Origin of the sequence: Fluviicola taffensis DSM 16823, from assembly GCF_000194605.1 — a bacterium.
In the GTDB taxonomy this organism is placed as follows: Bacteria; Bacteroidota; Bacteroidia; order Flavobacteriales_D; family Crocinitomicaceae; genus Fluviicola; species Fluviicola taffensis.
Genome location: NC_015321.1, coordinates 1,914,431 through 1,938,485, shown reverse-complemented (window position 1 = coordinate 1,938,485; position 24,055 = coordinate 1,914,431). Strand labels below are relative to the sequence as shown.

Here is a 24,055-nt window from a genome sequence, read left to right as displayed (position 1 = left end):
AAAGAATAGCACACAACGGAAACTCGGAGATTGTGAGGTGTTTGGATTGGAATTCAAATATAAATCACCGAGTAAGAGCTGTAGGCAAGATGAAATTCAGAATGGATAAATTGCCTAGTTTCATTGGAATAGTGAAATTGATAAATCAAAACACCTGATGTCGTCCGATATCAGGTGTTTGATGAAATTTGTGTTTGACGAGGGATTTATTGCTCTTCTGATTCGATTTTGTTGTTCAAGGACTCGATCAATTGACAAAGGTATTTTGACTGAACTATTTTTCGAGATTTGATTTCGTGATAGATTTTGTAATAATCGCCCAGTTCGACTTGAAACATTTCTTGCAAGGTATTCATGACTGTTTTTAAATCTGCGTTGCCATTATTTATGGATCCATTTGCATGTAGAGCATAGCCGAGTTCTACGAGTGCGGTTTTGGAATCAGTCCATTTGAGTTTCGACTTTGGGGCAACGAACGAATTGAAAGGTGAGGCCATTATATCGTCATACTTCTCAATTCTAGCTAACTCGTTCTTGATGTGCAGCTCTAATTTTTCATAGGCCATACATTTTGCTAAGATGAGGTCGTAGCCAGTATTCCACCGAAAGTCAATTTCTGAAAAATCGTGTTCCATGTTTTTATGTAAGTGCGCATTTTGGCGAACAAAGTAAACACTGTCTAAATGTGTTTGGCCAGAACGATAGTAGCGAATGAAGTCTTTGTTCTCTTCAAAGAAAATATGGAAACGCTCCAGATGTTTGTTCAAGAATTGTTTTTTGATTTTATCGGTTCCGATCGGAAAGTTTTGTTCTGCAGAAAGGAGCGATTTAAAATAGTAGACTTGCGCATGCATACGCGGTTTCAATTCCCGGAAGAATTCAATTTCATCTACCTCAATACTGAACTTCGCATCGACCAACTCTTTTTTTATTTGCCTTAAAAACTTTTGACTGAGTTCAAGGGCAACAATCGTTCGATTTTCTGCAGTGTTTTCTATTGTAGTGGATAGCTCAGTAGTGAATATTAACTCGAGCTTTTCAAAAAAAGCCTTCATGGTGGTTCCGGATTAAGTCAGTTAAGTAGCATCAATGAAATTTTGGTGTTTTGTATAAACTCCATAATTCTTAAAATGTTACTTCATTATCAAAACTTAACAAATTGAACCAAAAGCCCTAGTTGAAAACCAGGGCTTTATGATTTAAGGCATCAACCAACTTCCTTTTCTACAGACGTAACCTTCGTGTATTTTTCATGTAACGAACGCATATCGTCTCCAATTTTCTTGTCTAGAATTTTGGCGTAATGTTGCGTTGTCTTCAAGTTTGTATGTCCCAACATTTTGCTGACACTTTCGATTGAAACGCCATTGGTAAGAGTTACTGTTGTGGCAAATGTGTGACGAGCGATGTGAAAAGTGAGTTCTTTTTGAATGCCGCAAACATCAGCGATTTCCTTCAGATACGAATTCATTTTTTGATTGCTAATTACTGGCAACAAGCAATCCGCGTTTTCGCAACGTGGATCGTCCTTGTATTTCTGAATGAGTTCTTCAACAGGTGGAAGTACAGGGATATTACAAACAGTATCAGTCTTTTTACGTTTGGTCATAATCCATTTTTCAGCAGAAATGACTTTCTGAATATCGGACTTCTTCAATTCTTTGACATCCGCATAAGCCAAACCAGTAAAACAGGAGAAGAGGAAAATATCGCGCACCTGGTCTAAACGACCACTGACGAATTTCTTCTTTTGGATGGCTTCGATTTCTTCTTCGGTTAGAAATGTGCGTGTAACCTCTTTTAACTTAACTGAATAATTGACGAAAGGATCCTTTGCCAACCAACCATTCTTTAAACAAATCCGCACTACCTTCTGAAAATTACGGATGTATTTGATAGTAGTGTTGTTGGCACACCTACGTACTGTGCGTAGGTAAAAGTCATAATCTGTAATAAAAGCATGGTTAATGTTCCGGATGTCAAAATCTGTTGTGCTGTACTTCCATTCCAGGAAATCCAAGGTGTGTTTATAGGATGTTTTGTAGCGCTCAAAAGTGCCTGCAGAAAACTCTTGGCCTATTAATGCTTCCATTCGTTTATTGTGGTCAGCGAAAATCTCCATGATTAAACGTGGTTTTTCGTTTTTTCCTAGGTACTTGTTTTTAATGGATTCGGCAGTAATGAGGTCCTCGTTGAGAATCATTTGGCGGTGGATTTCATAAATGCGTGCCTTAATGGTATCGAGATACATGTTGAAGGCTTTTGCCTCGGCTTTATTCCCAGACATTTTTGCTGCTTTGGGATCCCAAAGTGCTTTTTCGCATTTACGACCAGTTGAAAATTCTGCACGTTGTCCGCTGGTTGTAATTCTTACCATTACGGATGCTTGGTTTGTATGATTGTTTTTTCCGAATCTGAGGAAAATCAACAATGAAAAATTTGTTTGCATGAAACACATTTTAAGTTAGTAAATGTATGTTCCTCACAAATGCAAAACAAGATGTTCAAAATTTGAACTCCTTACTGGTCAAGGCTTACAGCGTTTTCTGGTGAGTCTTTTTTCGGAAACATTAGGACTCCCGAATGACTCACCTTTGGATTGATAATTTTTGGTGTTTTTTGATATTTACCAAAAACTAAAAACCCTGTAAACGTTGAGTTTTACAGGGTTTTGATGAATTTTGAAATTCACTTGGCAGAGAGGAAGAGATTCGAACTCTCGATACAGTTACCCGTATACTACCTTTCCAGGGTAGCTCCTTCAACCACTCGGACACCTCTCTATTTTAGTGGAGTGCAAAAATACACTTTTTCTTTGAATCAATACAATCCTTGAAACAGAGTTTGATTGAATATTATGATTTATCCGACTTCTCCTTTTAACCGGTTTACTTCTTTCTGAAGATGATGAACTCTATCTAGCAAATGTTTAATGGTTTCCAAACCTTCTAAGTTGATCTCTAGTTCATAATGCAGATGCATGTATTTTTCCAAATCTGATAATTGTTCAAAAGTGATAAATACCGTCTCATTGACATGACTTAACTCAATTAAGCCGTGTTCATTGAGCTTTTGCACGAATGCTGTTTCAATGTTGTAATAAATACAGCATTGCTCTATGGATATACTAGTTGCCTTTTCCATGTTAATTCGTTTTACGTTCTTTAGAAAGCTGTTCAATCAATTCTTTTTCCTTCGCTGTCAGACCTGTTGGGAGTTGAATTTGATACGTCACATAAAGATCCCCAAATTCACCTTCCTTTTTGTAAACAGGAAACCCTTTTCCTTTCAATCGGACTTTCGTGCCATTTTGAGTTTCAGGAGCTACGGTCATTTTCACCTTTCCGTCTAGTGTATCAATCATTTCTTCCCCACCCAACAGTGCCTTATAGAGATCTAAGGATACATTCGTATACAAATCTTTCCCTTTGCGGGTAAATGGGGTATTGTTATTTATTTCGAAAGTGATAAACAAGTCGCCGTTAGGTCCACCGTTTGCACCAGGAGCTCCATATCCTGCAAGTTTTATTTCCTGTCCGTTTTCAATTCCTGCGGGTACAGTAATGCGTATATTCTTTCCATTCACCGTAAATGTTTGCTTCTGAGTTTTTGAGGCATCTGTTAAATTCAGCTGAACGGATGCGCGAAAGTCCTGACCTTTGAACTTTGCTTGTCTACCACCACCACGATTGCCAAACATCGAGGAGAAGAAATCGGAGTAGTCACCATCATCACCAGAAAAGTATTCACCACCACCAAATGGATTGCCTTGGTTTTGTGAGCTAGATGCTTGTTGCTGCTTGTTGGCCTGTTCGAATTGCTCAGCATGCTTCCAGTCTTTTCCATACTGGTCGAACTTCTTTCTGCTCTCAGGATCGCTCAAGACTTCATTTGCTTCATTAATCTGTTGAAATAGCTTGACTGCTTCGGGATTATTGGGGTTCAAATCTGGGTGATGCTTCCTGGCTAATTTCCGGTACGCTTTTTTGATTTCATCTGTAGTTGCATTCTTTTCAATGCCTAAAATTTTATAATAATCTATGTAATCCATACCACCCTACTTTATCAGGTTAAGTTAAGGTTTAAATGGGTATTATACAAAAAGGAAAAGCGTAATTCGAGCTCAAAAGATTAACTAAACCAACTCAATCACATGTTTTAGCACAAATTTTAAGGGCACTTACCAGTCACACTGAAAGCACTGCGAGACCGGTGCGCCTATGCTGAAGCTTCAGCGTAAGCATTAGGCGAGGTTTTTATTTGAGCATTTGCGGGAAATAAAAATCCTATTGTTAATTTGTGGCTAAGGTCACATCATCACGTCGTTCACCAATCTGCTGTCTCCACATGGCGTAGTAAAGGCCTTTTTCATCCAATAATTCGCTGTGTTTTCCAGTTTCGATGATGACACCTTTTTCTAACACAAAAATGCGGTCTGCATGCATAATCGTTGATAAACGGTGTGCAATTAGAACAGTGATATGTTCTTTTTTGTCTGTAATCTCACGAATGGTATTCGAAATTGCTTCTTCTGTCAAAGAATCCAAAGCGGAAGTGGCTTCATCGAAAACCATTAATCGTGGATGACGCAGCAATGCACGAGCAATTGACAGACGTTGTTTTTCACCACCACTCAACTTCATTCCGCCTTCTCCGATTACGGTATCAATACCATTTTCACTGCGTGCGATGAGGTTCGTACACGATGCTTTACGCAATGCTTCATTGATTTCTTCGTCCGTTGCATTCGGTTTTACGAACAACAAGTTTTCTTTGATTGTTCCTGAGAATAATTGGGTGTCTTGCGTTACGAAACCCAATTGCTGCTGTAATTCTTCTTTATCAATGGATTTACTACTCACTCCGTTGTAAGTGATTTCTCCAGACGGTGCATTGTACAAACCAACCAATAATTTCACCAACGTACTTTTCCCCGATCCACTTGGACCAACAAATGCGATGGTTTCTCCTTTGTTTACTTCAAATGAAATGGAACTCAAAGCATCATAAGTAGCACTTTTGTGACGGAAACTAACTTGGTTGAAGGCTAATTTTTCAATTGCATTCAGTTTGTTCGGATTTACTGGTTTTTCCTCCACTGGGGTATTGATAATTTGCTCAAAGTTATTCAAGGATGCTTCTGCTTCACGGTAGGAAATAATTACGTTCCCAACTTCCTGCAATGGGCCGAAAATGAAGAATGAATAGAATTGAAGTGTCATGATTTGACCCAATGTCAAAGTATCTTTGAACAACAGATACATCAAAAAGAACATGATAGATTGACGCATGAAGTTCACAAAAGTCCCTTGAATGAAAGAGATACTTCTAATTTGTCGCACCTTTTTCAATTCCAATAATAGAATTTTACGAGTAGATTCATTGAGCCGCTCTGTTTCTTGAGTTGCCAATCCCAAACTCTTCACCAATTCAATATTGCGCAAACTTTCTGTGGTACTTCCTGCCAATTGATTCGTCTCCTTCACAATTGTTGTTTGTACTTTTTTGATTCGTTTTGATAGTTTGTTCGTGATAAAACTCAGCAACAAAGCAGATCCAAGATAAACCAAAATCAATCCAGGATGAACACTTAAAGCGTATACAACAACAAAAATCAATCCTACAATGGAAGTAAAGAGAATATTCACAAAGCTCATGATGAACTTTTCAGTATCAATACGCACTTTTTGTAGAATATTTAGTGTTTCACCGCTTCGTTTGTCTTCAAACTCGTTGAATGGAATTTGTAACGTATGCTTCAATCCATCAGTATAAATATCCGCTCCCAATTTTTGGATAACGAGATTTACCGTATAATCTTGAAAGGCTTTTGCAATACGGCTCACCATCGCAACACCAACAGCAGCGGCAATTAGAACACCTACTCCAGCTAAGAATTCGCTTTGAGCAAAATCATCTTTGTGTGAAGCATAACGGTCGAGAATTTTTCCGAAAATGAATGGATCGAGAAGTGAGAAAACTTGGTTGACGCTGGCTAGCATCATAGAAAGGAAAACGAGCCCCTTGTAACGTTTTAAATAGGATACGAGAATTTTCATGGATATCTAAAATATGAGTGTTTTTTCTCCTGAAGAATGAATGTTTTGAAAAAATGTACTGAGTCTGAATTGTTGTTTCAACAGGAGGTGCAAAAGTAATAAAAAGTTGGGATATTCTCATCTAGGAATCTACCGAAAAAGAAGCGTTTTAGATTCAAAAAATGGAAATATCATTAATATCACATATCCACAATCTCCTTTTGTTCAATTAAATCCGCGGAATAAAATCATTTTGAATTCTTTGAATCCCCTTTCTCATCATTTATCGCAACAGATTTTTATTTTTGCAAAAATTTTAAACCAAATAATGGAAAATCCTGATTCTCCGATCCAAGCTCAAACAGAAAAGCTTAAAAAACCTAGAAGCAAATTCAAAAAATGGATGCGTCGCGGTTATTTTGGAGTTATTCATTTATTAGCATTATTTGCGTTGGCATTGATTACTGTTGCTTTGGCAGCCAAATTCAAATGGACCAATGATGGTGGAAATGTGGATTTGAATAGTCGTTATTTCTCAAAAATGGCAGGGAAATACAATCAAGGTTTCCAAACCGACAGCTTGACTTTTGCAAAACAGGAACGTCAGATGTATCAAAATGTGGGGCTTCTAGCTAAGTTCTATCCACACAATGCCAAGATGATTTTGGATGCCTTACACCGTTCAGGAGATATCACCATTGCTCTAAGAATGCTCGATGCCGCGAATTTACGCATGAAAAAGCACAAAGGATATATGCGTGAACTTCAGCGTATCGAAGATCAATCCAAAGAAGCTTCGGTGTCTATCTATCCTTGGGCAAATTACCGCGAATGGAAAGAATTTTGCAAGGTCGTAAAAGCCGATAGTGCGTCCATTGATTCTGTTTCAAGAATAACAGGTGTTGAATCCCGCTTGATTGTGATGTGTTTGGTAGGAGAACAAATTCGAATGTTCAACTCTTCCAGAGAACAATTTAAGAAATATGTCATTCCGTATAACCGTCTGATTATGACAACCAACAGAGGATATGGTGTTACGGGAATTCTTCAAAATACGGCATTGAAAATCGAACGGAATTTATACGAAAAATCGAGTCCTTTTTATCCCGGAGATTATTATCAAAAATGTTTGAATGTAAAAGATTCTTTCCCAGAATTGGTGAATGATACCATCGAAGCACATAAGCATTTAACAATTCAACGTTTGATGAAGGGTGGAGATCATTTCTATTCCTATTTGTATACAGCATTTTTCCTGCGTCAATTTCAAGCACATTGGGAGAAAGAAGGGTTTACATTAGCATACCGACCTGAAATTTTGGGTACATTATACAATTTGGGATATCAAAAAAGCAAGCCAAAGAAAAACCCATCTGTTGGAGGATCAACCTTCAAAGTGGGTGACAAAGAATATACGTTTGGTGGTTTGTGCTACGAATTCTATTACAGCGGTGAGTTGATGGAATTATTTCCGCTAACCAGCGAGCCATTTGTCCCTACTAAGAAATTACAGAAAACGATTGTTTTTCCGGAGCCGAAAGAAGAGGAAGTTCCTGTAGTAGCTGAGTAATCACAAATTAATAATCTCGTTAATCGTAATGGCGATTAAAATCGTGTTGAAGAAAAATGCAAGCACGGAATGTCCCAATGTCAAACGGCGCAATCCTTTGGATTTAATAACCACATCTGAAACCTGAAAGGTCATTCCGATGGTGAATGAGTAATATGCAAAATCAAAGTAATCGGGGTGGGTATCACCTGGAAAATCCAATCCGCGAGCGTGTTTGACGTATTTTTCATTTTCATCTCCGTAATACAAATGGGCATAGCGAAAAGTAAATGACAAGTGCAAAACAATCCAAGCTAAAGTAACTGAAGCAATGAAGAAAACCTCATGAAGTGTACTGTGTTTGGTAAAATGAATGTTGTTATCACTGTTCCAAAAAATAATGGCAATTAAAGCTGTTGCGCAAGTCATCACCAAAACAATAAATTGCATCCAAACACCCAAATCTTCATCCTTTGCACGCGAAGGAATTTGTGTTGATGGAATTCGAATAATCGTAATCAAACTTTCCAAAAGATACAATCCCCCAAAAGTGAGCCATGAAAAAACGATGCTTTCTTGAATCGACCAGTTTAAACCGTAGAAACAAGTTCCGACTATAAAGGAAATTATAAAGATTAAAAGAATTTTAAACCGAATGATTTTCATTTACTGAATTATTGACCATTCTAAATTAATGTTTTTCATACAATCTCAATCTTTTACTAACCTAACATCATACAGATACATAATCCTCTGAAATTTAATTTGCTATACAACTATTTATTGTAAATTGCATTTGCTAAACTATTAATACTCTCTTATGAAAAAACTACTAGCATTGCTAGCACTTATTCCTTTTGGCATATTTGCACAAACAGTTCATGTAAACTATCAGGATGGAAAAATCTGGTTCAAACTAACAAATGAAATCCGAATTTCTCAACCATTAAAAGAAGATCCAACAAAAATTCCAGTACAATCTATTCCAGGATTAAATCAAATCGTTGCAAAATATGGTTTTGTCAATCTTTCAAAACCTTTTCATGCAGCGAAAACTTCTCCCGTTTTACAACGCACTTATTTATTAGAGTTTTCATCGATTCAAGATGTTGAAAAATGTGTCAAAGATTTGGAAAATTTGGTCGGTGTTGAATATGCAGAAAAAGTTCCTTTGGATAAATTCTGTTTAACACCAAATGACCCTTCATACAGCTCTCAATGGGGGTTAACCAATATCAACGCACCAACTGCATGGAACTATTTTTCAACTGGAAGTAACGTTGTTATTGCCATTGTAGATGATGCTGTTGAGCGCACACATGCCGATTTATCTCCAAATTTATGGGTAAATACAGGCGAAATTGCAGGAAATAATATTGACGACGACAATAACGGATATATTGACGACATCAACGGATATGATGTTGGAAGTAATGATAACAATCCAAATCCTCCAAGCAGTGCATACGATCACGGAACACACGTGGCAGGAATCTCTTCAGCAAGATCAAATAATGGTGTTGGTGTAGCTTCTATCGGATTCAGCTGTAAACTAATGTGCGTGAAATCAACAACAACGGTTGGTCAAGTAACAAATGGATATGACGGAATTGTTTATGCTGCAGCAAGTGGTGCAGATATCATTAATATGAGTTGGGGTGGTCCAGGAGCTTCAACTACTGGACAAAATGTGGTAAACTATGCAGTTAGTCAAGGATGTATCTTAATTGCTGCTTCAGGAAATGACAACGTAAATACGCAATTTTACCCTGCTGCATATAACAATGTGGTTTCTGTGGCTGCAACAACGAGCTCAAATACGAAAGCAAGCTTTTCAAACTACGGAACTTGGATAGATATTTCGGCTCCAGGAAATAACATTTACAGCACAACAGTTGGAAACACTTACGGAAACAAGTCGGGAACATCTATGGCTTCTCCTATGGTTGCTGGTTTGGCTGGATTGATGAAATCATTGAATCCAAATATGCCAAATGCCGCTTTAATTAACTGTTTGATCAGTACGGCGGCAAATATCAATGCACAAAACCCTTCATTTATTGGACAACTTGGAAGTGGACGAATTGATGCTGCCGCTGCGATGGCATGTGTAGCAACTTCTTTAAACAATCCGCCAGTTGCAGATTTCAGTGCGAATTTTACGACAATCAGTGCTGGAGGATCTGTTCTATTTACCAATTTAAGCACTTATAATCCAACATCTTGGAACTGGACTTTCACAGGTGGAACACCAGCGACTTTCAACGGACAAAATCCTCCTTCGATTACGTACAATACACCTGGAACATATGCCGTATCTCTTACTGCAACAAATGCAAACGGTACCGATACGGAAACAAAAACAGGGTATATTGTAGTAAGTGCGGCGGCGGTTTGTCAGCGAATTAATTTGCCTACACCAGCTGGTTGGACAGGTGCAAATTACTACACAGGAGCAACCTTTGCCGCAAACGGGTGGATTAATGGAATGAATGCATCTCTTGACAAGCAAAAAGCGATGTATTTTGATGCATCTGCTTCTCCCAACACTATTTTGAATAATGTATATGTTGCATTTGGTTTAGCTTATTCAGCTAATCCAGCTAAAATTGTCCCGATAAATATTTACGATGGAACCACTGGAACTCCAGGAGCGCTTCTCGGAAGTACGAATTTAACAATGGGTCAGATTATGAGTGACGTAAATGGTAATTTTTATACAGAAGCAAGTTTTGTAAACAATCCTATCACCTTGCCTGCATCCAAAAAATTCTTCGTGGCTTTAGGCTTAACGAATTTACAATGGTCAGCAGGTGTGAAAGACACTTTAAGTATCGTCAGCAATTCCAACGGGCAAACATCTCCTTCCCCAACTTGGGAACAACAATCAAACAATACCTGGTATCAATATGGAACAGCAGGAACATGGAACTTGGGTGTTTCATTATTTATTCATCCTTTCTTGACAAATACACCTTCTCAAGCGATTATCACACCAAGTACCCTAACTATTTGTGCTGGAAATTCTGTGAATTTTAATGCTGCTGGAAGTACTTATCAAGACACGTTGTTGTGGAGTTTCCCAGGAGGAACGCCAACTATTGTTCCTTCTGCACCAACAGCTTCTGTAACTTACGGTACACCTGGAACATACAATGCCATTTTATATACGATTGGTGGCGGATGTTCTTTGTTTGATTCCGCGTTTGTTTCAATTACAGTAAGTCCAACTCCAACTATTAGTGTGAGTGGAGACAATACCATTTGTAATGGTGCGAGCACTGCATTAACCGCTTCTGGATCGAGTTCGCTTGCGTGGTCTCCCGCAACTGGTTTATCTGCAACTACTGGATCAAATGTAACTGCCACTCCAACTGTTACGACGACTTATTCAATAACTGGTACAACTGGATCATGTTCAAATTCTACAACAATCACCATCAATGTGGACGATCCTGCAGTTGCAACCATTGAATTTGTAGATAGTACTGTTGCTTGTCCAACCTCTGTTTCTTTTGATGGAAGTAATTCAACTGGGGCGGACAGTTTTAGTTGGACTTTCCCTGGTGGAATTCCTGCAACCTCTAATAGTTCTTCACCAACGGCAACTTTTCAAAATGATGGAACAGTAATCGTACAGTTGATAACAACCAATACATGTGGTGCTGATACAACTGAATTTCCAATCCAAATCACAACCATAAACTGTGACTTGGGCTTAAATGACTTAAATATCGATTACATTATTTCCTATAATCCAGATCAGGCATTGATCCACATTGTTAGTGATCTTGGATTAACAACTGGTACAAATATTCAGTTATACAATGAAATGGGACAATTATTGATTTCGAATAAACTCGCGAGCCAAGTATCAACAGTTGAAATTCCAGTTTCATCCTATGCTGCCGGAATGTATTTTGTGAGAATCACTTCTGATTCACATGAAGCTACTTCAAAGGTTATTAAGCACTAAGAAGTTTCTCTTTTCAAAAGCCTCGCGTCGATTGATGCGAGGTTTTTGTTTAACACCCAATAACGATGGGCTCCTAAAAAGAAATCATACAATCCGGACTGAAAGAACGAGTAGCCTGAAATAAAAATAGAATACTGATTCGAAAGCAAAGCTCCTAAATCATCTTCGCCTAATCAGCCGCTGCTGATAATAATTTGGTATTCAAAAGAGTGCTTTCTTAAAATAAATACCCTTTGTTGAACTGCACTAACGCTTGTTCAGTTATCAAAAGCTGTGCTTTTTTTTGTTACTTTTTGGAAAGAGCGACATTGAGTATAAAAATCAAGTTATGAAAACGATACTCTCTTTCTGTTTATGTGCATTAAGCTTTTCATTTTATGCGCAAGTTTCCAAAGCACCAGTCAAAGTACTTGTAAAAGGATTTGATGGGAAGCCCTATGTGAATGACAAGGTGACTTTCATTGGTCAAAAATCCAAACAAAAACTTTCTGGAATTACCAATTCAACGGGGCAGTTTGTAGTGCAACTTCCTTGTGGTGAAATCTACGATATCCGCATTCAAAGTATTGGCGACGAAATAGAATACAATACCTTGGAAATTCCCTCGGCAAAACCAGGTGAATATTTTGAAGAAGCAGAATTAGTAATCGAATACGATCCTGGAAGTGTTTTCTCTTTTACGAATTTACAATTTGAAACGGGTAAATCAGATTTAAAACCAATTAGTTACGGAGCTTTGAATAACCTTGTCGAAATTATGAAGCGCAAAAAAGAAATCAAGATTCAAATTGATGGACATACTGATAGTGATGGAGATAATCAGGCAAATCAACAATTATCTCAAAAACGAGCAGAATCTGTCCGAAATTACCTCATCTCAAAAGGAATAGACGCTACTCGGGTTAAAGCGAAAGGAAATGGAGAAAGCAAACCTATTGCAGATAACAATACAGCTCAAGGAAAAGCTCAGAATAGAAGAACAGAAATAACAATTCTCTGACAAGGAAGTTCAAAGATTCTACACAGTTCAAGAAATTTTTAGTTGTTCGTTTTTAACGATTAGAGTTTGAGAACTATTGAACTCTTTAAAAAAGTAGACTGTGCGAAGTCGAAGTGTAAACCTATAATGATTCCAAGTATTGAATCAAATAGCGGCGGAAATCGGCTGGTAACTTCTTGAATTTCTGAACGCTTTTTTCAGCTTCGCCTCCGTGCCATAAAATAGCTTCTTCTATGGATCTTGCTCTTCCGTCATGCAACAAATAAGTATGTCCATTCACTGTTGAGATCAAACCTAATCCCCAAAGTGGCTGCGTTCTCCATTCAGAACCAGAAGCCAAATGATCTGGGACATTATCGGCCAAACCTGGTCCCATGTCGTGCAGGAGAAGGTCTGTAAAAGGAGTTATTTTTTGGTTTTTCAAGGGTGCTACATCTCCACCAAAACCAGTTGTAAAGTCCATTTTATGACAAGAAACACACCCCGTGCTTTTAAAAAATTGAGCTCCATATTTCACCTCTGGCTTGGTTGTTTTTCTTCTAACAGGGACCGCTAATGTCTTAGCATACAATATGACTGCTTGCAAATCACTATCTTCGATTTCTGGTGATCCACCATTTGGGAGTCCAGCACAAGCTGGTTGATTTACTGTATGATTTTCATTGGGGAAATAAACGCTCGTAATTCCTATGTCACCATTGAAAGCTCCAGCAACTTGATGCGCAATACTTCCTACATTGGCTTTCCATCCAAAACGTCCCACAGTTAGAGTGCCTGAAACCACATCCGTAACATAATTTGCAATCCCAGAGATTCCGTCGCCATCCGCATCATTCGGATCTGCGTTTGCAAGAATATCAGATTCAGAGATTAATTCTAATAATCCAAGTCCTATCATTTGTTGACCTACGCGTGGCGAAATAGCAGTTGAACCTTGAATCGCCCCATAGTTTTGACCAGGAATAGTATAAATGGGTCTTCTCAAAGAATAAGCCGTTCCATCGGGATAATAACCAACTTCCTCCTGGTAGTTAATTCCCATACTTCCTTCAGCTACAATGGAGTTGTGCGAAAAATCCTGTAATTGACCACCATAAATTGCATCTGGGGAATTATCAAAATTGCTTCCTAATCGAAATAAAAGTCCAGAATTTGCCTCGGGAGCACCTCTTCCATCTCTAAAATGACACGCCGAACAAGATCTTGCGTTGAACAATGGCCCTAATCCATCACGCGCAGTTGTAGTAGATGGAGCCTGAACCCAACTTTGATTGAAAAAAGAATTTCCTACAAAAAACATCAATGACTGAGCAGAACTCAATCCGTTAATTTGGTATGAAAAGGCATAGGATGTTTGATCACCTGTGCTACAATTTCCTGCCAAATTAATCAATGTGGCATCGTCGCTATAGGCAGAAACGAGAGTGGTTTCTTCCTTCTTACAGGAAAAAACCACTACCAAAAATACGATTCCAAGCAGGAATATTTGTTTCATTAAAACACAATTGAGAATAAAAGCGCTACCCCATCTAAATCAGCTTGTTCTTGTTGTAATGAAGTCACAACATCCAACACTTTCGGGCGCTCAGCTTGTAAAGTAATTGCTTGATCAAATGGTTGATACATCATTGAAATACGAGTCATTGTTGTTGCAAATCGATTAATCAATAGTGAATTTTTTCCAGCATCAATTGCATTTACTAAATCTTCTAAAGCATATCCGTTTACACTATTTGCTGAGTTAATTGTCGAAGTATAGGTTCCCTTATACAAATTTTCAACCGCTAATGCATTCAAGTAAATATCTCTGTGTGTATTATCCGAGAAACAAGAATGCTCATCTTCTTGGCTTGAATTTTCATAAGCGACATAAATACGCTCGCCTGCCAACTCATCACCTGCAAGAACACGCATCGAATTAAACATTTTACGCAAGGCAGTTTCGTTATCCAAACCTTGGAAAGTATGGCAATAACTTCCTGTGATTGCTGGATCCCAAGCATCTTTTACTTGATCCAATGCAGAAACTAATAAGTCAACTACTGTTTTCAAGTATGTTGCTCTACGGGCTTGGTTCAAAGCGGTTCCTCCTGTCGTTAAATAATCTGTGTACGGTCTTTGACCTGCTGAAGTATTACTTAAATCTTGCCCCCACAATAAAAACTCAACAGCATGGTACCCAGAAGAAATTTTTGTTTCACCACCAACTTCATTCGCTTGAACAATCGTAGAAGCATCAATTGTTGGATAATTTACAAGGTCATTGATAATTCCAGAATTTGGATCACCAAGTACATAATCTACATAGTTTTCATCCATTGGCCAAGCATTGATTAATCCTTCTGGACCATCATTCGTATTGTCAATCGGACCATCAACAAAACGGAAAATTTCAGATAAACCATAAACTTCGCGTGCATCCAACCATGCATCTTTTGCAGCATCTAAATTTGCTTGTGAAGGACTATCAGCTAAAGCATGACATGCAGTTTGTAAAGCTACTGTAGCAGTATAAGAATCTTTATAAACTGCGAAAGCCATTTTCGCATAAGTAACTTTGATGTCCGATTTTTGTTGAGCATATTGATCAGAAGTATCAACAACAGGATCTTTGTCCTTCTTACAAGCAACTATTGTTGCAGAAGCCACTAAAAATATTCCGATTATGGTCTTTTTCATAGTAATTATTTTGGCACAAAAGTAACTGAAACAAGAACGAAACTCAATACCCTATTTCAGGTATATTAAAACTCAATTATTAGCTGTATCTTTTACATTGCTAAAGACTTATAATCAAGCAAACTGATGAATTATAATTTTTGGCATTTAGTTTGTAAATAACTCCTCAACAAATAGAAATTAGAGTCATGAAAACAAGTTTGATTATTTCTTCAGCAATCCTTTTAGCTTTAGGATTAACAAGTAGCATGCAAATTGGATTACCTACAGTTTCCAACACTTCTTTTCAAATCGGTGAAAAATTGCGTTATCGCATAACATACGGTTTTATCGATGCTGGTGAAGCAGTTCTTGAAATAAAAGAAACTACCAAAAAAGGAAATGGTTCCCGAGATTTATATCACATAAAAGGAACTGGTAGAACTTTAGGTGGATTCAATGCCGTCTTTAAGGTAAATGATGTTTACGAAAGTTACATTGATAAAAAAGGAATTTTTCCGTGGCAGTTTGTGAGACGAGTGGAAGAAGGTGGCTACAAACTTTCGCAAGATTACGCCTTCAAACAAGACAAACAAAAAGTGCATAATGGCGAAAAAGATTTCACAACTCCATCTGGAATTCAAGATATGATTTCTTCCTTTTATTACGCTAGAACCTTAAATTTCAAATCGGCTAAGGTGGGAGATACTTTTGAATTCAAATGCTTCATGGACGATGAGATTTGGCCTTTGAAGGTGAAATACTTGGGCGATGAAAAAATTTCCATTCGAAAAGGAAAATTCAATTGTATGAAATTTGCACCCGTAGTTCAAACAGGTCGTGTATTTAAAAAACAAGATGATTTGAATTTTTGGGTAACTAAAGATGAAAACAGAATTCCCATTCTAGTAAAAGCAAAAATTCCTGTTGGTTCCGTGAAATTACATTTAGTAGAATGGTCGGGACTAAAACACGATCTAGAAAAAGCGAAGTAAAAAACGATTTACTAAGTCAAACTTTGAGTAATACAAGGAAGTAACAAAATTAACTGTTCAAATATTCACGTTTTTGTTCATGATTAATACAGTGCTTTGGCATATCTTTGTTTACTAAAATTTTGTAGCACGCATGGAATTGACTCCTGAAATCTTAGAAAGAATTTCTCTCCTCAAAGCAAAATATGATGCTCAGGGTCAGGATTTAACGGCATATTTAGATGGTTTACTCTATTCAAATATGCCAAATTATTGGGATTACGTTCAAGTTGACACCTTGCTGTCTCTTCAAAAAACGTACACCGATTTCCCAGATGAAATGGTGTTTTTGATGTACCATCAAGTAACTGAGTTATACTTCAAATTATGTTTACACGAGTTTCAACAAGTTTCTGATCGTAAAAATTTAGATGCTGCGTTTTTTGTGGAACATGTACAACGTATCAATCGCTACTTTGAAGCTTTGACTAAAAGTTTTGAAATCATGGTAGATGGAATGCAACGTGAGCAATTCTTGAAATTCAGATTATCACTTGCACCAGCTTCCGGATTTCAATCAGCTCAATACCGAAAAATAGAAATTCATTCGACAGATTTTCTTCAGTTAGTTCACAAAGATCACCGCGAAAAATACTCCGGAAAAGAACCAATTACAGAGCTTTTCGAGAATATCTACTGGAAAGAAGGAGCTACTGATGCCGAAACAGGAAAGAAAACATTGACGTTAACACAATTCGAAGATCGCTACAGAACTGAATTTATTCAACTTGGTGAGCAATTGCGTCACGACAACTTGTGGCAATGTTATTTACGCTTATCTAAAGAAGATCAAGAATTGCCGACAGTCATTCACGTTTTGAAACAAAATGATGTAAACATCAACGTTAATTGGCCATTGGTGCATTACAAATCTGCCGTTCGTTATTTACAAAAGGACAAAGGTGATGTTGCTGCAACAGGTGGAACAAACTGGCAAAAATACCTTCCTCCACGCTTCCAAAAAAGAATCTTTTATCCTCAATTATGGTCTGATATGGAAGTAGCAGAATGGGGTAAATCTTGGGTGGAAGCAGTTTTAAACTAACATTCTTCTTACTTTTGGTGCATGCGAAATGTTGCTCTTTTACTTGCAACCTTATTTCTAGTTGCCGCGACTGTCCAAAAAACAACTCGTTTATCCAAAGATTTAAAGGAAATTTCTGGACTCGTTTTTGCCAATGATACCACATTGATTGCACACAATGATGGTGGAAATGATCCCGAATTATTTGTGCTGAATTTAGATGGAAGTATCCGTCATAAAGTAACCATCACAAATGCCGAAAACGAGGATTTTGAAGACATTGCACTGGACTCAAAAGGGAATTTGTATATCGGAGATTTTGGAAATAACAACAACAAAAGAACCGATTTGAAAATCTTGAAAGTAAGTCTGCAGAAAGTACTCGACAACCAAGATGTGGAAGCAAAATTCATTGAGTTTTCTTATCCCGAACAAACAACTTTTCCTCCCACATTAAAAGAAAAGTATTTTGATTGTGAGGCCATGAGTTTTTACAATGATTCCTTGTATTTATTCACCAAATGTAGAACGGAACCTTTTGATGGAAAATGCTTTGTTTATACACTTCCAACAAATCCTGGAACCTACAAGGCGAATAAAAAATATTACCTAATTATTGGCAAACGTGACTGGTTTCGCGACGCAATAACTGGTGCAGATATTCGAGAAAACAAATTAGTGCTTTTAACCTATAACCGAATCATCGTTCATAGTTTCGAAAATGGACGCCCAAAATACGAATCGCACAATACTTTGCTACCAATTACTCAAAAAGAAGCAATTGCCATTCATTCATCAGGCCGTATTTATGTTGCTGATGAGCGCCAAAAAATCATTGGTGGAGGAAACTTGTATGTTATTAAGCCAGCACCTTCGCCGAATATTCAGCAGAGGAGCACAGAAAAGAAAAAATGAAATTAGCAGATTTTGAAGGTGTAATTTACGATATGGACGGTGTTTTAACAGACTCTGAACCCTTGTGGAAAATTGCCATGGAAGACGTTTTTAAAAGTGTTGGCTGTCCGCTTACCAAGGAAGATTTCCAACGAACCGTAGGCTTACGAATAGATGAAGTGATTTCGTACTGGTATCACGTATCGCCATGGGAAAATGCAAGTCCGAAGGAAGTAGAAGATGCGATTATTCAACGAATGGTTGAGCTATTGACCGAACGAGCAACTCCACTTCCTGGTGTTTTGGAATCCTTGACTTTTTTCTCCTCAAAAGGATTGAAAATTGGTCTTGCAACTTCTTCCTATCAAGTGCTGATCAATTGCATTTTAGACACACTAAACATTCGCCCATTCTTTCAAGCTATTCACTCAGCAGAATTTGAAACTTATGGAAAACCGCATCCAGCTGTTTATCTTAGCGCTGCAAACACATTGGGCTTAGATCCAAAAAAATGTCTCGTAATTGAAGATTCATTAAACGGAATTATCTCTGGAAAAGCGGCACGGATGACCGTTATTTGTATTCCTGAAAAAACGCATCATCCAGAACCCAAATTGATTCTTGCCGATGCGCAATTTGAAGATTTAAATCAACTTATCCATTCCTTTAAGTAACTTGTACTATGATTGTTGCAATTGATGATAAACTCATTTCCACAGAAGTTTTTGACCGCAAATTTGTCTGCGATTTGAATGCTTGCAAAGGTGCTTGTTGCGTGGAAGGCGATGGCGGTGCCCCACTTACTTTCGAAGAAGTAGATATCTTGGAAGAAATCTTAGATGATGTGATTCCCTATATGCGACCTGAAGGCATTGAAGCAATCAAAGAAACGGGTGTTTTCTACATCGATCCGTGGAATGAGCCTGCAACTACTTTAGTAAACGGAAAAGAATGTGCCTTCGTGTACTTCGATGATCTCGGAATTACTAAATGTGCTGTTGAACAAGCGTATTTGGCAGGAAAAACAACCTGGAAAAAACCCATTTCGTGTCATCTATATCCCATTCGAGTAAAAAAACTGAGTGAAGGTCTTGCCTTAAACTACGAAGAATGGAATATCTGCAAACCAGCTTGCGCGTGTGGCGAACAATTAAATGTTCCTGTCTACAAATTTTTACGTGAACCTCTTATTCGCGCATTTGGTGAAGAATTCTATGCCGATTTAGAGGGAATTGACGAAACCTTGAAGAATTCGGAATTGGAATAAAGTGTCATGAAAAGAATAATACAACACCAGAGCAATCTGCTCCAATGTTGTACTATCACATTTACCAATAACGTTATTGCTTCATCATTTTTTTCGTTGCAACGATTTGTCCGTCTGCAACTAAGGTATAGGTGTAAACTCCAGAGCTTAAATCAGCTCCAAAAACAGTGACACTTCCCAAACCTCTTTCAACAACATCCACAGATTGCATCAATTTTCCTTGTCCATCGTAAAAATGAATTTGTGCTTTTTGCACCGATGCTGGAATAGAGAAATTAATCACTGTTTGCTCCGCAAAAGGATTTGGAACATTTTGATCCAAGATAATTGCTTCTTTGTTGCTCAAATGAACCGAAAGTTCACTGCGAATCGCTTCCTGTGATTGAGGCGTATTTGCTTGAATAGCACTGTTGCTCAATTGACACAAGTAAGGCAAAATTCCCGACAAACAGTTCTCTAATTGAGTTAGACGATTGTTGAGATCTTCAATGGTTGTTTGTTGGTTGGCAACGATTTGTTGTAATGTTTCATTTTGATTTTCCAAAGAATCAATCTGAGCTTTTTGATTTTTATACCCTAACACTAAGATTGGGAATAATCCTCCAGAGCTAATGTGCTTGATATCATCATTTCCAGCTTTGACTAGTTCTGGAAGAACAGTTTCAAACTCTTGAGCGATGAATCCGTATTGTGTTCCCAACATAAAGGTATCTTGAACGCTATTCCACTCAAATGTTCTTGGGCGAAGTAAGTTTAACAAACTATCTGCGTTAATATCTAAATCTTGAATGTTATGTTTTAACGTAGAATCAGATGTAACAGACGATCCGTTTTGAAGAATTGTACCCCAAACATCAAGAGCTGAAGCTGCATAGTATTTTTTGATAGCTACATTATTGGAGTTGTCAATATTGATTGCTGGAATATCTTGCGCTGCTGTAATAAATGTTGGATCATTATGAATAGAGTAAAAGCTTCCGCCATTATCAATATATGATTTGATATTGGCTGCACTACCAGTATAACTATTTCCTATTGATACAGTATAATAAGCAGGATGCACAAAATTTCCGAAAGCATGTGTTCTGAAATAAGGGTTTATGTTATTATTGCCATATGCATAGGCTTCTTCACCTTTGACAATATTGGCTTTTCCGAATATATAATTGAAGTATCCTTGGTTTTCATTTGCTTTACCAATTGTATATCCTCCTTGGGCAAATGCAGTAGTATTTGACTTGTTTGATGCTCCAATTACAACATCACCATGACCTGCAGCTGAATATAAAGAGTGACCTACTTCATTTCCATCTCCAATAATTCTTGTTCCTTGGTTAAAAACCGTATTTCCATTACCCAAAATTTGATGACCCCAGCCTGATGGATAGACAGCAGGATTAATATTTATATTATTGTTGAGACCCATAATTATGTTTTGATGCGAATTAATCCCAGGATTTTGAATATTGGTATTTCCTACGATGAAATTACCATAAGTGTTATTGAAAACCATATCACGATTATTCAAATAGACTTCAGTATTATGTAAGAGTGGACCTCCTAACTCAACTGTAGAAGGATTTATCAAATTTAATCCGTTTTGAGCTGCAACGATACCACCTGCAGGTCCTTGTGGTCCTGTTGCTCCTTGCGGACCAGCTACACCTTGTAAACCTTGTGCTCCCTGTGGGCCTGTCGCGCCCGTTAATCCAGTTGGTCCTACCGCACCTGTTAATCCAATTGGTCCTGCGGGTCCTACTGGCCCTGTTGCTCCTGTAGCTCCAATTGGCCCTGTCGGTCCTGTGGGTCCCGTTGCACCAACTGTGCCTTGACAGTCGCCCACATCTGCAATACCATTGGAATTCATATCTTCAGTAGCTAAGTCAAATACTCCGTTACCATTCAAATCCCAACAAGCAAGACCATTGGTTATTTGTGGAACGTAAATAACATCCCCAGAAGCATTAACAGCCAATACGCCCGTTCCCGGATTCGCGATTGTTGGAGAAGTAGTATTCAGGTTTGTGAAACGCAAGCCTGAATTACCACCAGCTACGTTGGTTGCTCCCCAAGAATTTACTTCCAAAGTAGCTGTTGGGTTTGCACTTCCTCCGACGTAGTTGTTCGGTGCTGTTGGATCACCACCAATACCTGTAAATACACCAGTAGTTGTTGTTGGAGTCATACGCATTCCTTCCAAACCATTTGCTCCTGTTGCTGGAGGAGTTCCGCCACCTGATGCAGCAGTTGTTGAAGTAAAAATCATTCGGAAATTATCTGGTCCGTTACCCGGAGGTAACCCAGAAGTTTGGTTGTCGCCCCAGCTCAACACAGCATCTTGTCTGTCTCCTGCTGGACCTGCTTCTTGTTTCAATCCTAAATAGACGTTATCAGATCCATTCGTGGTGAAAACACCTATATCCATCCAGGACCTCCAACCATCTGTACCTGGATTAATTGCTATTGCTCCCGTATTATAACCCAAATGCAGTAAACTCAGTGGTCTGGTGATTGGATTAGCTGGATTATGACTGATTGCAACACGGGTATTATTTGCAGCAAGCCCTCCAGGATTGTATATTCCAAAACCACCTCCAGTAAGATTAGTAGGTGTTCCTACAGACATAATACGCATGCGTTCCAATGTATTTCCATTCGCAACATTGACCACATTTGTATTGGCATTGGTGGAGAAAAGCAAAGGTCTCGTTTCTTGATTATAGATTGCAGCTGCACCATTTACCAAAAGGTTGGAATTTCCAATGATTCCAATTCGTAATCCATCTGCGTTCGTTTCACTAGTACCACTTCCAGTTGTGAGATTTCGATTAGTGAATTGTTGCCATACCGAACGAAGATTACTTAAGCTGTAATGTGCCAGAGATTGAGGACGAACATACAAATTGGCAGGTGTTCCTGCTGGGTTTGTTCCAAAAGTGTTTCCAAGTCCAAATTCGCCTGTTCCTGCGAAACGAGCTACATGCAAACCGTCTAAATCACTCCCGTTGTTTATATCTGGGTTGATTGTATTATTTCCAGCACCACCGTTCATAAATCGAAAGACCATATCGTCGGGGCCTGATGTAGTACCTGAACCATTATCTGCCCAAGCAATGGTGGTTTCAGTAACATCAAACCCAGTTCCTACTTGTCTCAATCCTATGTAGGAAAGATCTTGGTTGTCAGTTAAGGTAACTCCAGTTTGCATCCAAGGGCGGTAACCAAATGTTTGGATAAATCCACCAATAGCACCAGTGAGGTGCAGAGCCGAATATGCTCCTGCATTAGCTGGATTAAACAATCCGTTGTTGATTAGTGCATCTCCTCTTCCAAGAAGTAGGTAGCCATTGCGTAATCCGTTATATCCATCAATGGCGTAGCCTAGAGAGCCATTGAGTTTCATTCTTTGAACATTAGCAGTTCTAAAGTTTAGCATAAAATTGTTCGTATAACCTAAAAAACGTGTTTGAGGCCCATTTTGAAGATTCGTTGCTGTAGTACTTTGACCAAATGCGTAATTTGATAACAATAACGCTATTGTCAAATACCTCTTTTTAATTTTCATATTGATAAGTATTTACCTTATCAATTGAATAAAACCTGTTTTTGTTTCATATTTATCTTGCTGAACATTTTTAAAAGTGCATATATAAAAATAAACTCCCTCCGAACATTCGATATTGTTACATTTCCCATTCCAAAGTGGGTCATTTTCCCCAAAATATACTTTCTCCCCCCATCTATTGACTATGGTGAAGTTCAGCTCAGTAACACCAATGCTCTCAATGCTGAAGTTGTCATTAATTCCATCATTATTTGGTGAAAAAATATTTGGAAAAGTAACTTGAGTAATACAGTCTCCCAAAAACACATTATCGATAAAATAATATGCTCCTTCTCCACCGCTTGAATTGACACCAACTTGAATGAAAGCAGTATTTTGGTCATTAAAGAAGTTACCGAGTGTTAGGTATTCTTCCTGGCCAGTTGCGGTGAAAGTTCCAGATACTTGCTTCCAATTATTTCGATCTAAATAAATTTCGTTTTCAAAACCAATGCAATTGATTGGTAGAATTGACTGCGTAGAAAAATTGGTTACTGGATTTGGTGAAAGACCAATTCCAAAATTATTTGAGGCGAAATCAATACTATCTAATAAAGAAATCCAAAAACTCCAACAATAAACTTTATTAGCTTCCAACTTATGAGTTAATTGTATTTGTAAGTACTCACGATAGTTTGGGACTGTGGAGGAAAAAAATGTCCCTATCCCAATATAGGCATGACCCTCTTGCGCATATTGATAACCCCAATCATTCCAAGGAACACCACCACCCATAGTCGAACAAACATTGTAATAATCAGGACTTGCATTAGTAGGATTATACCATAAACTAACTGCTCCCGGATCAGCCGTTCCATTAGGGCAACGCACAGTGTCTTCAAAGCTTGGATTTGGAATCAAATTTTGCTGTGAATAAGTCAAGCAAGACATTAAAACAAAAATGATATATAAAACAGATTTTATCAATTAATAAAGTTTTTTGTAATAGTTTCCTTTATCACGAAAAGGTGAAAAACGGCAGAATTTAGCACTAGCTAGCTTTCTAGGGTC

Annotated in this window: 18 protein-coding genes and 1 tRNA gene; 8 read left to right on the top strand and 11 right to left on the bottom strand. The window is 38.0% G+C overall.

From position 1 onward, the window contains the following. Positions 1-206: 206 nt before the first annotated feature. From FLUTA_RS08475 to FLUTA_RS08450, 6 genes are all read right to left on the bottom strand, one after another. Positions 207-1,055: an RteC domain-containing protein gene (locus FLUTA_RS08475; RefSeq protein ID WP_013686452.1), complete on the bottom strand. Its 849-nt coding sequence runs from the start codon at positions 1,053-1,055 to the stop codon at positions 207-209. 152 nt (positions 1,056-1,207) lie between these two features. Further along, a complete protein-coding gene (locus tag FLUTA_RS08470) occupies positions 1,208-2,449 on the bottom strand; it encodes a site-specific integrase (RefSeq protein WP_013686451.1) in 1,242 nt (413 codons plus the stop codon). A gap of 244 nt (positions 2,450-2,693) precedes the next feature. Further along, positions 2,694-2,783, bottom strand: a tRNA-Ser gene (locus FLUTA_RS08465). Positions 2,784-2,862: 79 nt separating this feature from the next. Continuing rightward, positions 2,863-3,144: a chaperone modulator CbpM gene (locus tag FLUTA_RS08460; RefSeq protein ID WP_013686450.1), complete on the bottom strand. Its 282-nt coding sequence runs from the start codon at positions 3,142-3,144 to the stop codon at positions 2,863-2,865. A gap of 1 nt (position 3,145) precedes the next feature. After that, positions 3,146-4,051: a DnaJ C-terminal domain-containing protein gene (locus FLUTA_RS08455; RefSeq protein WP_013686449.1), complete on the bottom strand. Its 906-nt coding sequence runs from the start codon at positions 4,049-4,051 to the stop codon at positions 3,146-3,148. Between the two features lie 241 nt (positions 4,052-4,292). Further along, positions 4,293-6,059: an ABC transporter ATP-binding protein gene (locus FLUTA_RS08450; protein ID WP_013686448.1), complete on the bottom strand. Its 1,767-nt coding sequence runs from the start codon at positions 6,057-6,059 to the stop codon at positions 4,293-4,295. A 307-nt stretch (positions 6,060-6,366) separates the two neighbouring features. Between FLUTA_RS08450 and FLUTA_RS08445 the strand changes: the two genes are divergently transcribed. Continuing rightward, positions 6,367-7,608, top strand: coding sequence for a hypothetical protein (locus tag FLUTA_RS08445; protein ID WP_148235411.1), 1,242 nt, complete (start codon positions 6,367-6,369; stop codon positions 7,606-7,608). On the opposite strand, the gene FLUTA_RS20710 is transcribed toward FLUTA_RS08445, so the two are convergent. Next, entirely contained in the window at positions 7,609-8,253 is a 645-nt protein-coding gene (locus FLUTA_RS20710) for a DUF1345 domain-containing protein (RefSeq protein ID WP_013686446.1), read from the bottom strand. A 154-nt stretch (positions 8,254-8,407) separates the two neighbouring features. Here FLUTA_RS20710 and FLUTA_RS20705 point away from each other — a divergent pair, with 154 nt between their 5' ends. Together FLUTA_RS20705 and FLUTA_RS08430 are read left to right on the top strand one after the other, a co-directional pair. Continuing rightward, complete coding sequence (locus tag FLUTA_RS20705) at positions 8,408-11,563, top strand: S8 family serine peptidase (RefSeq protein ID WP_013686445.1); 3,156 nt, start codon at positions 8,408-8,410, stop codon at positions 11,561-11,563. A gap of 328 nt (positions 11,564-11,891) precedes the next feature. Continuing rightward, on the top strand, positions 11,892-12,563 hold the full coding sequence (locus FLUTA_RS08430; protein WP_013686444.1) for an OmpA family protein: 672 nt from the start codon (positions 11,892-11,894) through the stop codon (positions 12,561-12,563). A gap of 121 nt (positions 12,564-12,684) precedes the next feature. Here the strand turns inward: FLUTA_RS08430 and FLUTA_RS08425 are convergent, their stop codons facing one another. Together FLUTA_RS08425 and FLUTA_RS08420 are read right to left on the bottom strand one after the other, a co-directional pair. Further along, entirely contained in the window at positions 12,685-14,058 is a 1,374-nt protein-coding gene (locus FLUTA_RS08425) for a di-heme oxidoreductase family protein (RefSeq protein WP_013686443.1), read from the bottom strand. Beyond that, a complete protein-coding gene (locus FLUTA_RS08420; protein WP_013686442.1) occupies positions 14,058-15,242 on the bottom strand; it encodes an imelysin family protein in 1,185 nt (394 codons plus the stop codon). Before FLUTA_RS08420 ends, FLUTA_RS08425 begins: the two co-directional genes overlap by 1 nt. Before the next feature lie 188 nt (positions 15,243-15,430). On the opposite strand from FLUTA_RS08420, the gene FLUTA_RS08415 reads away from it, so the two are divergent. The 5 genes from FLUTA_RS08415 to FLUTA_RS08395 all read left to right on the top strand — a co-directional run bounded on the left by FLUTA_RS08415 (position 15,431) and on the right by FLUTA_RS08395 (position 19,440). Further along, positions 15,431-16,216, top strand: coding sequence for a DUF3108 domain-containing protein (locus FLUTA_RS08415; RefSeq protein ID WP_013686441.1), 786 nt, complete (start codon positions 15,431-15,433; stop codon positions 16,214-16,216). Between the two features lie 133 nt (positions 16,217-16,349). Then, positions 16,350-17,300, top strand: a complete 951-nt coding sequence (locus tag FLUTA_RS08410) for a tryptophan 2,3-dioxygenase family protein (protein ID WP_013686440.1) — start codon at positions 16,350-16,352, stop codon at positions 17,298-17,300. A gap of 21 nt (positions 17,301-17,321) precedes the next feature. Then, entirely contained in the window at positions 17,322-18,194 is an 873-nt protein-coding gene (locus FLUTA_RS08405; RefSeq protein WP_013686439.1) for an NHL repeat-containing protein, read from the top strand. Beyond that, the gene (gene hxpB, locus FLUTA_RS08400) at positions 18,191-18,847 is read left to right on the top strand and encodes a hexitol phosphatase HxpB (protein WP_013686438.1); all 657 of its coding nucleotides are present in this window, start codon (positions 18,191-18,193) and stop codon (positions 18,845-18,847) included. Before FLUTA_RS08405 ends, hxpB begins: the two co-directional genes overlap by 4 nt. A gap of 11 nt (positions 18,848-18,858) precedes the next feature. Next, positions 18,859-19,440, top strand: coding sequence for a DUF3109 family protein (locus FLUTA_RS08395; RefSeq protein WP_043024189.1), 582 nt, complete (start codon positions 18,859-18,861; stop codon positions 19,438-19,440). A gap of 73 nt (positions 19,441-19,513) precedes the next feature. Here the strand turns inward: FLUTA_RS08395 and FLUTA_RS21945 are convergent, their stop codons facing one another. Beyond that, on the bottom strand, positions 19,514-23,005 hold the full coding sequence (locus FLUTA_RS21945) for a tail fiber domain-containing protein (RefSeq protein ID WP_013686436.1): 3,492 nt from the start codon (positions 23,003-23,005) through the stop codon (positions 19,514-19,516). A 12-nt stretch (positions 23,006-23,017) separates the two neighbouring features. Then, positions 23,018-23,971, bottom strand: a complete 954-nt coding sequence (locus tag FLUTA_RS08385; RefSeq protein ID WP_169312071.1) for a T9SS type B sorting domain-containing protein — start codon at positions 23,969-23,971, stop codon at positions 23,018-23,020. Positions 23,972-24,055 lie beyond the last annotated feature (84 nt).